The sequence below is a fragment of the Acinetobacter sp. YH16032 genome (genome assembly GCF_013417345.1).
Lineage (GTDB): Bacteria > Pseudomonadota > Gammaproteobacteria > Pseudomonadales > Moraxellaceae > Acinetobacter.
The window spans coordinates 1-14,009 of record NZ_VPEE01000043.1 but is presented as its reverse complement, the minus strand read 5'-3'; the positions used below and the strand labels follow the sequence as shown (position 1 = coordinate 14,009).

9 protein-coding genes and 5 pseudogenes are annotated in these 14,009 nt (G+C 40.8%); 4 read left to right on the top strand and 10 right to left on the bottom strand.

What is annotated here, in order from left to right:
- Positions 1 to 445: pseudogene (locus FTV32_RS14700) on the top strand (DDE-type integrase/transposase/recombinase); the annotation flags it as partial.
- Between the two features lie 37 nt (positions 446 to 482).
- On the opposite strand, the pseudogene FTV32_RS14695 reads toward FTV32_RS14700, so the two are convergent.
- From FTV32_RS14695 to FTV32_RS14675, 5 genes and pseudogenes are all read right to left on the bottom strand, one after another.
- Positions 483 to 1,656 (bottom strand): annotated as a pseudogene (locus tag FTV32_RS14695) (aconitase family protein); the annotation flags it as partial.
- A gap of 671 nt (positions 1,657 to 2,327) precedes the next feature.
- On the bottom strand, positions 2,328 to 3,068 hold the full coding sequence (locus tag FTV32_RS14690) for a transporter (protein WP_180029039.1): 741 nt from the start codon (positions 3,066 to 3,068) through the stop codon (positions 2,328 to 2,330).
- A gap of 11 nt (positions 3,069 to 3,079) precedes the next feature.
- Entirely contained in the window at positions 3,080 to 4,000 is a 921-nt protein-coding gene (locus FTV32_RS14685) for a copper resistance protein B (protein ID WP_180029038.1), read from the bottom strand.
- Complete coding sequence (locus FTV32_RS14680) at positions 3,987 to 5,873, bottom strand: copper resistance system multicopper oxidase (protein WP_180029037.1); 1,887 nt, start codon at positions 5,871 to 5,873, stop codon at positions 3,987 to 3,989. Before FTV32_RS14680 ends, FTV32_RS14685 begins: the two co-directional genes overlap by 14 nt.
- 89 nt (positions 5,874 to 5,962) lie before the next feature.
- Complete coding sequence (locus tag FTV32_RS14675; RefSeq protein ID WP_180029036.1) at positions 5,963 to 6,259, bottom strand: hypothetical protein; 297 nt, start codon at positions 6,257 to 6,259, stop codon at positions 5,963 to 5,965.
- Positions 6,260 to 6,407: 148 nt separating this feature from the next.
- Here FTV32_RS14675 and FTV32_RS14670 point away from each other — a divergent pair, with 148 nt between their 5' ends.
- A complete protein-coding gene (locus FTV32_RS14670; RefSeq protein WP_004679347.1) occupies positions 6,408 to 7,088 on the top strand; it encodes a heavy metal response regulator transcription factor in 681 nt (226 codons plus the stop codon).
- Positions 7,081 to 8,481, top strand: coding sequence for a heavy metal sensor histidine kinase (locus FTV32_RS14665; protein WP_035269987.1), 1,401 nt, complete (start codon positions 7,081 to 7,083; stop codon positions 8,479 to 8,481). The genes FTV32_RS14670 and FTV32_RS14665 overlap by 8 nt, the downstream gene beginning before the upstream one ends.
- Before the next feature lie 38 nt (positions 8,482 to 8,519).
- Here FTV32_RS14665 and FTV32_RS14660 read toward each other — a convergent pair.
- From FTV32_RS14660 to FTV32_RS14640, 5 genes and pseudogenes are all read right to left on the bottom strand, one after another.
- Positions 8,520 to 9,802: pseudogene (locus FTV32_RS14660) on the bottom strand (MgtC/SapB family protein).
- A complete protein-coding gene (locus FTV32_RS14655) occupies positions 9,799 to 12,174 on the bottom strand; it encodes a heavy metal translocating P-type ATPase (RefSeq protein ID WP_180029035.1) in 2,376 nt (791 codons plus the stop codon). Before FTV32_RS14655 ends, FTV32_RS14660 begins: the two are co-directional and overlap by 4 nt.
- Positions 12,175 to 12,185: 11 nt before the next feature.
- A pseudogene (locus FTV32_RS14650) lies at positions 12,186 to 12,836 on the bottom strand (isoprenylcysteine carboxylmethyltransferase family protein).
- A 20-nt stretch (positions 12,837 to 12,856) separates the two neighbouring features.
- Entirely contained in the window at positions 12,857 to 13,105 is a 249-nt protein-coding gene (locus FTV32_RS14645; protein WP_004695740.1) for a DUF2933 domain-containing protein, read from the bottom strand.
- A gap of 27 nt (positions 13,106 to 13,132) precedes the next feature.
- Positions 13,133 to 13,564 carry a hypothetical protein gene (locus tag FTV32_RS14640; protein ID WP_180029034.1) on the bottom strand — a complete coding sequence of 144 codons (432 nt, stop codon included), beginning with the start codon at positions 13,562 to 13,564 and terminating at the stop codon, positions 13,133 to 13,135.
- 326 nt (positions 13,565 to 13,890) lie between these two features.
- On the opposite strand from FTV32_RS14640, the pseudogene FTV32_RS14635 reads away from it, so the two are divergent.
- A pseudogene (locus FTV32_RS14635) lies at positions 13,891 to 14,009 on the top strand (IS5/IS1182 family transposase); the annotation flags it as partial.

Genomic DNA, 14,009 nt, shown 5'->3' with positions numbered 1-14,009 from the left:
ATGTGTTCTCACGAGCAATTGTTGGATGGAAAGTATCTACACGGATGAATACAGATATGGTGCTTGATGCATTAGAACAAGCATTGCATGATCGAGGTATGCCAAAGAATGTGATTCATCATTCCGACAGAGGTGTGCAATATCTTTCCATTCGCTATACCAATCGTTTAGAAGCAGCAAATTTACGAGCATCAGTCGGTACAACGGGTGATTCATACGATAACGCTTTGGCTGAAACAGTGAATGGGTTATACAAAACAGAGGTGATTGAATATCTAAAAGCAGACTGGCAAGGTTTAGCAGATGTACAACTTGCGACATTAAATTGGGTGGATTGGTTCAATAAAAAGCGTGTACACAGTACAGTACATTGAGTTATGTGTCGCCTTTTGAGTTTGAAGCAATCTACTATGATCAGATTAACCCGTTAGGTCAGGTGGCCTAACTTAAATAAAAAGTTTCCGACAAACCCGGTACGGTTCAGTTTTTGGCACTTGTGACAAGAGTACACGATCCTGCGGGCGTTTCGGACCCGCCAGACTGGCTTCCACCGTCGACATATCTAAAGCCAGCGTATCGGTAAAGACCGGTTCATCCCCCGGATTGCGCATAATCCTTGCAACTTACTATAGGCTTCTACCAAGGCAATTCTTTCCGGCTGACGTCCGGTTAAACGTAAATAGGAAAGCGTCACCTCATCAACCGGGAAAAAGCCACAGGTAGCACCATACTCCGGTGCCATATTGGCAATCGTGGCACGATCCACCAAGGGTAAATCGGCCAGACCATCGCCATAAAATTCGACAAATTTTCCAACGACGCCTTTTTGGCGCAGCATTTGGGTAATGGTCAGTACCAGATCAGTTGCGGTAATCCCTTCTTTGAGTTTACCGGTAAGCTTAAAGCCGATCACTTCCGGAATCAGCATGGAGATCGGTTGGCCCAGCATGGCCGCCTCCCCCCCAGCCTAACACGCCTAAGCCATTGATCATGGTAGTATGTGAATCGGTACCGACCAAGGTATCAGGAAAGGCAAAGCGCTGACCATCGACCTCATTACGCCAGACCACTTGTGCTAGATATTCCAGATTGACTTGATGGCAAATCCCGGTTCCTGGCGGCACCACGCGAAACTGATTGAGTGCAGCCTGCCCCCAACGTAGAAACTGGTAGCGCTCGCCATTGCGTTGCATCTCAATTGCGACATTCTGCTCAAAAGCTTGCGGGTTGGCAAAGTAATCGACCATAACCGAGTGATCGATAACCAAATCCACCGGTGACAGCGGATTAATTTTTTCCGGGTCACCACCGGCTTTGGCCACTGCGGCACGCATCGCGGCAAGATGAACCACTGCGGGAACACCGGTAAAATCCTGCATCAGCACCCGTGCCGGACGATACTGGATTTCCTGCTCTGAGGTTCGGTTGTTTAGCCACCCTGCCAATGCATGAATATGCTCGGTTTTCACCGTGAGGTGATCTTCAAAACGTAGTAAATTTTCTAGCAAGACTTTTAAAGATGGCTGATTTTGGTAGTCGGGACAGGTCACCTAACTGCACTTGCAATTTGGACAGGTTGAAAATCTGATAGTGTCCTGAACCGACGGTTAATGTTTCTAAAGTATTAAAACTATTGATATTACTATACTTAGCCATCTAGTTTCCCTCCGGCTTGATATGCTATTTTTATGATCACAGTCAACCATTCCTTTACTTACTGTATGCTAACTGCGCGGAGGGTTTGTTATTATTTATTATCAGATTGCGCTAAGCAGTTAAATGCAGGGCTGCAAGGAAATTTTGCCAGAGAGTTGCCGAAAGTTCAGATCTGGCATTGACAATCTTTCTGCCAATTCCGTAAGGAGACTACGGTAAATTGAACCGCGTATTTTAACTGTATTTTCAGAGTTATTTCAGATCACTACGTAGCTAGGGCTGTTTTACAGATCGAAATGATAAAGTCATAAATTGCTTTTCAAAAAAAACTAATATGTTTCTTACAAGATCTGAAAGCAATAAATGTATTTACAATAAATAAGTCTTTATTTCAGAAAATCAAAAAAAGACTAAAATTTCTCCAACAATTTCCTTCTTATTTAAAAATTACTCTAATGAGAATCTGCAACAATCTATATTGGTTATCGATAAATTTATATCAAGAATCATGGCAAGTTGATCATGTGTTAGCCCAATTTTTTGTACTGCAGTTAAAACAGTTTATGGATCCATTAAAAAGCCTTGACTTATATAATTTTATGTTAATAAACAATGTTTTAAAAGGCCAAGGCTTTTATATCTAACTCAGGTTAAGTAAGAATAATTAGTCATTAAAATGTCCAAACCATTTTTAAGGTGGTGGAATGTCCTTCAGGACGATGTTCTACTTCAGTTTCTTTTAAAAACTTAGCTTCCAACGACCAGTTATCACGTTTGTATTGAATGGCAGGGCCAAACGCCAGTGCCTGTCCTTTCATGCCAATACTTTCTCCGTGCACCTCATCATCAGTGGTCTGTTTAAATGCATAGCCTTCTAGTGCCAATTTTAGCTGATCATTCAACTGATAACCCACACTATAATCCCCTGCAAAATACTCACCAGATTGATAATGGGTATCGTCATTTTCCGTATTAAAGCTATAAGACAGTTTAGTGGAAAACTCCCAGCCTTTTGGCTGCAAATAGGAATAGGCAAAAATTGGGCGAATGGTATGATAATTCTTGCCCAAATTAGCAATTACAGGACGCTGTGGATGGGCATCTTCATAATCACCAGTCGCCAAAACCCCTTCCAAGGCTGCAATACTATGATGATTGCCTTTATGCCAGCCCAGCATGGTACCGATCATCAGATCGCCCAGACCACTATTGGAATCTAACATCCCCCCAATATCTAAACGCACATCCACCAAGGGCTGTGCGGCATAGAAGCCCAATTGACCGCCTGCAATTTGTTTTGGTGTCATCCAAACCAAACGTGGAATAAACGCGTTGACATCGACATGGAAATTGTCGGGGCCATCTTTAAACTCGTTGGCATGTACGATCAAGTCTGAACTAATACAATCCAAATCATACTATTTTAAAAAACTAATTCGATGCCTGCACCATATTTCCATCCCTTTTCAGACTCTGTTGCCTCTTGCATAGAAGTGGCTTTCTGTCCTTTTTCATATTGGTAAGCAACATCAATGAAAGGTTTAATTCGCTTAGTAATCTCATATCGGGTTTTGATACCAGTTTTTAGTTCTGATAAACCTGATTTTGCAGCATAGTTAGAATCATCGCTAAATATTACATCTGCTTCGATATAAGGTTGAGTAATAAGTTTCTGAGTTAAAAGCAAATCACGTTCTAATTCAAAACTTGCTCCCCAAAAATTATTCTCACCGCCATAAAGATATGCTTGTGTTTCAAAGAAATAAGGAGCTAGACCTAATATACCAATAACCCCATCCACTCGATCGCTGCTGCTGTTATTTTTATCTTCACTATATCGAACACCTGTTTGCACATCCCAAAATGGGGCTACATTACGACTATAGAGTGCAGATATATCATAATTAATATCACTGCTTTCTGGCTTTGCTAGATTCGCTTCGATAAATATACGATTTTCATCTGTCCCAATCAAAGTTTCAAACTTCGTTCCTAGTGTACCCTTACCATCTTCATCAACTATCCATGCATTTTCAAGTTTTGTTGCTTGATAAATTTGTCCGCCATGTTCTTTAAGATGATCATCATGAGATGGGGCTGATCTCTTTCTTGCGGTCAGAATAATATTATCTCCCCCATTTGCATTTTCCATTGAATAATATTCTGGATACAATTCTTGGGGGCTATATCTTAAGCCACCAGACTCCTGTAATAAGACTCTCATACCATTTGTAATATTACTTTCTTGTTCCGAAGTGCTGCTATTAGCAAAAGTTAAGTTTGATATACTTATTAATGCAATTGATAAGACTGTTTTTGAGAAGAAATTCTTAGTGATTTGCATGTGGATTTACTCCCTTCTCATTTATTGGGGGCTGAGCAACAATATTTTTTGAAACACTATCTTTGTCTACTTGGGCGACAATTAGTTTATTCATCATTCCTGCACTCATATGGTAAAGCAGGTGACAATGAATAGCCCACTCACCTAACTCATCAGCTGTGAGTAGAGTGGTTATCGTTTTCCCAGGTGGAACAATTACCGTATGTTTGTTTGGCATATTGCTTGGATCCTGACCATTCTCAAGCTGCATAAACATGCCATGTAAGTGCATTGGGTGAGCCATCATACTGTCATTGACAAATTTTAAGCGAATACGTTCACCATACTTCACCACTAGTGGGTCGGCTTCATTAAATTTTTTACCATTTATTGTCCAAATATAACGCTCCATGTTTCCACCAAGACGGATCTCTATTTCACGTTCAGCTGCACGAGTGTCTTTTTGAGGATCTAACGATTGCAAATCACTATATTGCAATGCTTTATTACCTTCAGGTGTTGAAGCATTTGCCCATCCAAATACGGTATTATCATTCTTGTCTGAAGCCGCCTTAACAGTAGCGCTATTCATCGGCATATCATGATTCATACCTTTCATAGAAGACATATCGTGATTCATGCCTTTCATAGAAGACATATCATGATTCATATCTTTCATTGAAGACATATCATGATCCATACCTTTCATAGAAGACATATCGTGATTCATGCCTTTCATAGAAGACATATCATGATCCATACCTTTCATAGAAGACATATCGTGATTCATGCCTTTCATAGAAGACATATCATGATTCATTCCCATATCTTCCATAGTCAATAAAGAACGAGGGCGAGATTTAGGCATCTCAATTTGTTTGACTGCTGGGCTGCTTTCTTCATGTAATGTTCCCACTGAAAAACCGGTACGATCAATAGATTCAGCTTCAATTTGGTAATGTGCTTGTTTTGGTTCCACAATGACATCATAGGTTTCAGCAGTACCAATACGGAACTCATCTACAGGAACCGGCTTTACAGGTTGACCATCAGCACTGACTACAGTCATTTTTAGGTTTGGAATGCGTACATCAAAGAATGACATAGCGGAAGCATTAATAAAACGAAGGCGAACTTTTTCACCAGCTTTGAAGTTACCGGTCCAGTTTTGCTGAGGTGTTTTGCCATTCATTAAAAATGTATAACCAGTCACATCGGACATATCTGTTTTCAGCATTCGCATCTGATTCCACATAGAGCGGTCTTGCCAAGTTGCCTTTAATCCATCACGTTTAACTTGTTTTAATACATCGAATACTGTTTCGCGACGGTTCTGATAGTAATCTGCTTCTTTTTTAAGATTTTTCATAATTTGATCACTTGTTGAATTATGAAAATCAGAAAGCAAAACAACGTAATCTTTATCGGTTTTTTCAGCAGCTGTTAGTGGAGTTTTATCTTTAGGATAAATAACAAAAGCACCATATAAACCGTCTTGTTCTTGTCCTTTACTATGTGAATGATACCAATAAGTACCATTTTGGCGGACTTTAAACTTATATTCATAAGTTGTATTAGGGGCAATGCCATTAAATTTGTTAAATCCAGGTACACCATCCATAATTCCAGGTAATAATAAGCCATGCCAATGGATTGAAGAGTCCTGATTTTTTAACTTATTGTGAACACGGATAACGGCCTCATCACCTTCTTCAAATTCAAGAAGTGGTGCAACGAATTTACCATTTACAGTAATTCTCTCAACTGGTTTTCCTGTGATATTTACAGTTTGTTCAGCGATTGTTAAATCATATTCTTTAACTGCCGCCATTACCCAAGTTGATGAAAATAAACCAACTCCAATTAAGAGTATATGACTTAACTTTTTTGACATTCTATCTCACCTTTAGAAAGGTCAAGATTGAAGTAATAAAGCAAATATTTAGTATAAACTTTAATACTTCTTTCTCGCTATTTATAAAATTATTTATTGCTACTAGGCATATTCATCTTTGAATGATCCATTTTAGAATGGTCTATATTCATCATAGCATGATCCATTTTTGACATGTCAGATGAGTTAGGAGACTGATGTTGGCTATGATCTTGCTGAGTCTTGTCATCTTTTTCCATTTTACAAGGTTTTGTACAAGGTTCCTGTGCTTTTACCGTTTTAGTGGCACTTGAGGTTGATACATCTTTTGCCCAAGATTGAGTACCAGCAATTAAAGTTCCAGCACACATTAAAATTGTTAGACTACGACGCACTACAGTTTTCATAAGTTTCTCTAAAAGTTAATTTCTTGCTACTACAATAAAGTGAAGCACTGAACATCTAAGTGACTTGAAAATGACATTTTTGTAATCTATCTCGATCAGATGTTTTATAACGTTATTATAGTTTTAATGAATAACTTAGGATTCTGAGATGAGAATACTATTAGTTGAAGATGAACAAAAAACTGGTGATTATCTCAAGCAAGGTTTATCCGAAGCTGGCTATATTACGGACTGGGTTACAGATGGGTTAACGGGTAAACATCAAGCTCTTTCTGAAGAGTATGACTTAATTATTTTAGACGTGATGTTACCTGGACTAAATGGTTGGAATATTATCAATGATATTCGTAGCAGCGGTAAAACAATGCCCATTCTTTTTCTTACCGCCCGAGATCAAATCGAAGATCGAGTAAAAGGATTAGAGCTAGGCGCTGATGATTATTTAGTTAAGCCTTTTGCTTTTGCAGAGCTTCTTGCTCGAATCAAAACTCTCCTTAGACGAGGGCAACAAAGAGAAGATAATAATATTATTAAGATTGCTGATTTAGAACTCGATTTGAGAAAACGTCGGGTAACACGAGCAGGTCAACGCATTGATCTGACGGCTAAAGAATTTGCGCTTATGGAGCTTTTTATGCGTAGAAGAGGTGAAATTCTACCAAGAGCACTTATTGCATCTCAAATTTGGGATATGAACTTTGATAGTGATACAAATGTAGTTGAAGTCGCTATTAAACGATTAAGAAATAAAGTAGATAGTAATTTTACCCCTAAGTTAATTCAGAATATTCGAGGAATGGGGTATGTATTAGAGGTAGAAGATGAATAATAAATTATTCAAATCTATCAGTTTTCGTATTGGTATTATTTTCTCATTATCGACTATATGCATTCTCATTATGATGGGGTTTTTCATCCATAAATTAGTGATGCATCATTTTGAAACGCAAGATCGTACCCAATTAGAAGGTAAAATCCAGCTTATTCAGAATCTTCTCCAACAGCATCCTAAAAATTCTCCAGAACTTGATCTTTATTTAAGAGATGCGTTAGTTGGACACCATGATCTTATGGTCCAAATAGAACGACCGACAGGTAAAGTTTTATTTAGTTCAGCATCCTCAATCATTAATACTCAAAATTTAATCAAGTCAGCAAATAATTCATGGATTAAATGGCAAGTTCAAAATAAGACCTATCGTGGCATGATCTACACTACAGGTATAAATAGAAATTCTGAAATACAATCTGTACGAATTATTGTGGGGATCGATACATCAGAACATCTACATTTTCTAAAAGATTTTAAGCGTCAACTTTTGTATATTGGTTTGGCTGGTACAATTTGTTTAATGTTTTTAGGTTGGTTTGCAACCTGGAGAGGTTTAAGACCAGTGCAAAAAATGGCTAAGGTCGCACAAGGAATTTCTGCTCAACATCTTTCAGAACGTTTAGAAGTTGAGCATACACCAACAGAACTAAAATCATTAGCAATTGCCTTCAATGCTATGCTGGACAGACTAGAGTCAGCTTTAGAAAAACTTTCCGATTTTTCATCTGATTTAGCGCATGAAATTAGAACACCGATTAATAATTTAATGACCCAAACTCAAGTATGTCTTGCCCGTAAACGAGATACCAGTACCTATCAAGAAGTACTATTTTCTAATTTAGAAGAATTTGAACGTTTGGCTCGAATGGTGTCCGATATGCTTTTCTTGGCAAAAGCAGAACATGACTTAAATTTACAGAACTTACAGAATATTGACCTCATTAAAGAAGTTACCGCTTTATTTGATTTCTATGACGCTCTAGCTGCCGAAAAAAATATGACACTTCAACAAACAGGATCTGGCAATGTAAAAGGTGATCCTGCTATGTTACGTCGCGCACTCAGCAACCTATTGTCTAATGCAGTTAAATATGGAAACAAGAATTCTACAATACAGATAAAACTTCAACAGAATTTAGATAACACAATATTTTCAATTGAAAATGAAGGCCCTGAACTCTCTCCTGAACAACTATCCAGGTTATTTGATCGTTTTTATCGAACAGATGCGTCTAGACAAAGAACAGAAGAAGGAACCGGCTTAGGGCTTGCCATAACAAAATCTATTCTTGATATGCTTGGGGCGACCATCCAGGCTGAATCCCTCAATGGTCGAATCATTTTTACCATTGTTTTTCAAAGTGAATCCATGCAAGGGGAATCATTTTAACTCATTTTTTGAACCTCTTCCATTTACCCGAGTTGACCTTACATAAAGCTCAAACTGAGAGCCAGAGCTACGCCAGCACCTATCATGGCAATTGTGTAGCCAAATATGATAGCTCGGCCAAACTGTGCCCCCCTGTCATCCATGCAATTGTCGCTTTGCTTAACATGTTGCTCAGTGTGGCCAGCCCTAGCGCGACAGCAGCCACATTTGTTGTTAAGCCTTCAGTACTATGCAGGCGGGCAAGTGAGACTAAAATAGCATCTACGTCTCCTAGCCCAGAAATAGTCGATAATACGAAGATGCCGCTGGTGCCCAACCATTGTTTTGCTGCCGGGACCAAGACTGCCATGACAGCCAGGAAAGCAGCGAAGCTGAATGCTGTCCCAAGATCAAAGGGAGCCATTGCTTCTATTGTTCGATCGTTGTTTTCAGCGCTGGTAATTTGGCGTTGTCTCCACAATGCCATACCCAGCAGAAGGATTCCCGCAATCATCATTGCACCACCAAAAGTGCTTAGCAATGCTGGCTCAATGACGCCTATCAGCACAACCATACGAAAAAACATGATGCCACAGGCAGCCAATGTTCCAGAAATAGCAGCACTGACCATGACGGGGTGCTGGCGTGTATAGCGTGCCAGTGCGACAGTTGCAGCTGTAGAAGATGCCAAACCACCCAATAGACCTGTCCAGAATATGCCTCTTTCTGAACCAGTAAGCCGCATGGCAAAATGACCTGCCAGAGAGAGTCCGGCAATCAGGATCACTGCCCACCATAACTGGTAAGGATTTAATGCAGCAAAAGGTCCCAGACCCGTATTGGGTAAGTAGGGTAATATAACGACAGAAAGTACCAGCAACTGCAGGGATGCGGTTAATTCACGATGCTCTATCAAGCGTAGCCAACCGTGTAAGGTTGGCTTGAGATCCAAAAATACAGCCACGATGACAGCCGCGGTTAATGCTAAAGTAACATTACCATGGGATGCATATGCACCTAAAACTAATGTCAACAGCATCGCGATCGTCGTGGTAGCGCTTAGATTACCGGAAAGTTTTGCGGTACGCGCGTAGGACACTGTTAATAATAAGGAAAGCCCTAATACGGCCGCGACCAGCGGCCAAGGCCCGAAGTTTGGTTGTAAATGACCGAGCACTCCTCCGAGCAATCCTGTCAATGTGAAGGTACGTAGGCCTGCTACTCGGCTGCCCTCGGGCAATTCACGATCGTGCCATCCTCGTTCTAAACCAATGAGCAGGCCGATGGCAAGTGCTGCAATAAGACCTGGTACATCTGGTGGAAGAAAAGAACTCTCTATCATAACTTTTTATTTCGCAGGCGAAGAGCATTCGTGATGACTGAAGCTGAACTCAAACTCATAGCCAAGGCGGCAATCATCGGTGACAACAACCAACCGGTAAATGGATATAGTACGCCAGCCGCGATAGGGATACCCAAAGCATTGTAAAGGAAAGCAAACATGAGGTTCTGTTTCATGTTGCCGACAGTAGCTTCCGAAAGTGAACGGGCAACAGCAATCCCTCGTAAATCTCCCTTGACCAGCGTAACTTGGGCACTATTCATTGCAACATCAGTCCCGGTTCCCATAGCGATACCGACATCAGCTTTAGCCAAGGCTGGTGCATCATTGATGCCATCACCAGCCATAGCCACGATGCGACCTTCCTTCTGCAATTTGCTGACCAGTTCTAGTTTATCTGCGGGTTTGACTTCGCCATGTACCTCATCAATGCCTAGACGTGCTGCGACTGAACGAGCAGTGGTGAGACCATCTCCTGTTGCCATCACGATACGTAGACCCGCTTCCTTTAGGGTGGCAAGTGCTTCTGGGGTATTTTTTTTGATGGGATCGGATACTGCAAGCAGACCGGCCAATTCACCATTGATGGCTAGATGCATCACACTTGCACCTTCCGAACGCAGCTCTTCGGCTTGCGGAATCAGAGATTGTACCGAGATACCCAATTGCTCCATCAGTGCTGTGTTGCCCAAAGCTAACTGACGATCGCCCACTTGACCTCGAACACCAATCCCTGAGCCCGATTCAAAATTATCTGGTGTTTCAAGAGACAGGCCACGTTCGTGTGCTGCGTTTACAATCGCTTCGGCTAGCGGGTGTTCACTGCCTTGATCAAGACTGGCGGCTAAACGTAATACTTCAGATTCGTCAAAATCTGATGCGGCAACTACACGATCGAATACAGGGCGTCCTTCAGTTAACGTACCTGTTTTATCGATGATTAGTGTGTCAATCTTGCGTAGATTCTCAATGGCTGCTGCATCACGGAACAGCACACCATGAGTAGCACCTTGACCCGTCGCAACCATGATAGACATTGGAGTTGCCAAGCCTAGTGCACAAGGACAGGCAATAATGAGTACTGCCACAGCATTGATTAATGCATAAACCCAGCTTGATTCTTCTGGGCCGAATAGTCCCCATCCAAAGAAGGTAAGCAAGGCAATGGTCACTACAGCCATGACGAACCAACCTGCTACCTGATCAGCCATACGTTGCATTGGTGCTCTCGATCGTTGAGCTTGCGCCACCATCTGTACGATCTGGGATAACATGGTACTTGAACCAATTTTCTCTGAACGCATGATCAATGAACCATTGGTATTCAGGGTAGCTCCAATGACTTTATCGCCGATACGTTTAGTGATAGGTAAAGGTTCACCTGTCAGCATCGATTCATCCACTGAACTACTTCCTTCAGTGATTACACCATCCACAGGCACTTTTTCACCTGGGCGAATTCTGAGTAAATCTCCTACATGGACATGCGTTAGAGGAACATCTTCTTCAGTTCCATCAGGCAGGATTCGACGAGCTGTTTTAGGAGCGAGCCCAAGGAGTAACTTAATTGCAGCAGAAGTTTGCGAACGTGCTTTTAACTCCAATATTTGTCCCAGTAGGGTCAATGAAATGATGACCGCTGAAGCTTCAAAGTAAACAGCGACACGACCCATGGAAATAAATGAGTCTGGGAAGATTTGCGGTGCAATGGTTGCGACCACACTATAAATAAATGCAGCTCCAGTGCCCAAACCAATCAGCGTCCACATGTTCGGGCTGCGATTCACAACCGATTGCCAACCCCGGGAAAAAAATGGCCAACCTGCCCAAAGTACAATTGGGAGTGACAACACCAGTTCAATCCAGCTCTGAACAGCCATATTGAACAGGTTCATTTGATGACCAAACATCGCCAAAAAAGTCACGATGATGGTCAATGGCAGTGTCCACCAGAAGCGTCGGCGGAAATCACGTAACTCCGGATTCTCATCTTCCTCTAATTCAGGAATGAGTGGCTCCAGTGTCATTCCGCATTTAGGACAGTTTCCAGGATGATCTTGCCTGATTTCTGGATGCATTGGGCATGTATAGATGGTCGTACCTGTTGTGCTTGCCGCATTAACGTGTTGAACAGTCTGATGATGCTGTGTATGTGCATCGGCAGTCGTCGTTGCGGGTTTAGCGATATATTGCACCGGGCTGCTATGAAACTTTGATTGACATTTATCACTGCAAAAAAAGTAAGTTTTCCCCTTAAATTCCTCATGGTATTTCGATTCTTCAGTGACGGTCATACCACAGACTGGGTCTTTCAGTACGTCTGTTGTAGCCTGTGCCATATGGTCCTGGTTATGATTTTTTTGATCTGACATAAATAATTCTCTTATGGAAAAGTGGTTTTATGGCCGAATTTTGGAATAAATCTCGGAGTCTGTTGAGCATAGCTGTCATAGACAGCGCCAAACTGTTTACTCATTTCAGCATCTTCCTTAATTGCCAAGCGGCTGTACATTAAGAGTAGGATTGGAAACATAATCAGTGTCAGTAAAGTTGGCCATTGCAATAAAAAACCCAGCAAGATCATCACAAAAGCCACGTATTGTGGGTGACGTATACGTGCATAAGGGCCTGTGATCGCTAAAGAATGCTGACGTTGCGCGTTGTACAGCACGTGCCATGACGTTGATAACAGGTAAAATCCATAGCCCAAGAAAACGTAACTGGCGATATGCAAAATGCCAAAATGTGGATCACCTTTTTCACCTAATAGCGTTGATCACAAGTGACCTGCATTATGAGAAAGTAAGTCAAGTTGAGGGAAGCGAGTTTGAAGCCAACCAGATAACAGGTAAATGGTTAAAGGAAAACCATACATTTCGACAAATAGAGCAATGATAAAAGCCGAAAAGGCCCCAAATGTACGCCAATCGCGCGCAGTGGAAGGTCTAAAAAAACTGAAAGCGAACATGATAAAAACTGCTGAGTTAATGATAACCAGCGTCCATAAACCATAAGCCGATTCCGCATGATTCATGATGGATCTCCTGATAAGAGCTATTTTTTGTTATCAGATATATCGGATTTTTTTTGCTGCGAGTGGTTATGCCCATGACCACCATGCATAAAAATATGCATCAGTGGACACGCTAAAAGGAATAAATAAGGCAAAGCACCGATAACGTGGGCTAAATGTTCCGTTAATAGAAAATAAGCTGCGATACCACCCAGCACGATTAGACCAATGGCATAACGTGTAGACCAGAAGTTAGGTACTGAATTATTTTCTTGGTGTTGGTGATTCATGGTGCTTTTCCCCTAATTCATGGGTAACTATTTAGTTGCTGACGGAGGCATACAGTCCATCATCATCTGCATCATGGATTGCATCATGTCCATACGTTTTTCCATCATCTGCTGACGGTCAGCCATATTTGCATTCATGCTTTGGCTGCCCATCTGTTTCATCATACTCATACCTCCTTGTATGAGTTTCATGTGCTCAGCCATAAGTTTCTGACGTTCTTGTGGGGTTTTTGCAGCCATCATCTTCTCATGCATGGCTTGCATCGCCTTCATGTGTTGATCCATTGCAGCCATTTTATCTGTAGCAGTGGTGCTGGTAACTGTTTGCTTAATTGTTACTGCAGATGGTGCTGTTTTTTCAGGGTGGTGATCTTTGTGTTCATCGGATTGCTGTGCAAATGTATTCAATGACGCGGCTGCGATACATAAGCCCAAAAAAATGTTTTTGAATTTCATCATAATTTTTTCCTTTAAATAATTTGGAAGTAAAAGCTATGTTTTAGTACTGAACAGAGTCTAGGAATTTGACTACTAAACTGATGAAATTTTTGGTTATTCTCTGTCTCTCTTAAAAATTTTATCACTATTAATTAATTATTTTTAAAAATGACAAAAATGTAATTTTGAGATCTTCTCGAAATATATAGTCTATGCTGAGATGACAAAAATTTTATTTAATATTAATCTTTTAAAACTATTAAAGTTGTTATGATTTTATGTGCTTAAAAAAATATAAATGAAATAGACCTCTTGCGAAAGTAAAAAACCACCTCAATTTAAATTTCATGAGATATCACAAATTAAATCGTTTTTCAGATTCTGAATTCCAGCGCTTGGTTGGTGTACCTCGACCAGTTTTTAGTGAAATGATCGAAGTTTTAAAAGAAGTAGAATCACTTAAAAA

Bases quoted from the DNA above. Each gene is read 5' to 3' on its own strand.
- FTV32_RS14685 (WP_180029038.1), bottom strand. From the start codon at position 4,000: ATGCAAATCACTAAGAATTTCTTCTCAAAAACAGTCTTATCAATTGCA.
- FTV32_RS14680 (WP_180029037.1), bottom strand. From the start codon at position 5,873: ATGTCAAAAAAGTTAAGTCATATACTCTTAATTGGAGTTGGTTTATTT.
- FTV32_RS14675 (WP_180029036.1), bottom strand. From the start codon at position 6,259: ATGAAAACTGTAGTGCGTCGTAGTCTAACAATTTTAATGTGTGCTGGA.
- FTV32_RS14670 (WP_004679347.1), top strand. From the start codon at position 6,408: ATGAGAATACTATTAGTTGAAGATGAACAAAAAACTGGTGATTATCTC.
- FTV32_RS14665 (WP_035269987.1), top strand. From the start codon at position 7,081: ATGAATAATAAATTATTCAAATCTATCAGTTTTCGTATTGGTATTATT.
- FTV32_RS14655 (WP_180029035.1), bottom strand. From the start codon at position 12,174: ATGTCAGATCAAAAAAATCATAACCAGGACCATATGGCACAGGCTACA.
- FTV32_RS14645 (WP_004695740.1), bottom strand. From the start codon at position 13,105: ATGAATCACCAACACCAAGAAAATAATTCAGTACCTAACTTCTGGTCT.
- FTV32_RS14640 (WP_180029034.1), bottom strand. From the start codon at position 13,564: ATGATGAAATTCAAAAACATTTTTTTGGGCTTATGTATCGCAGCCGCG.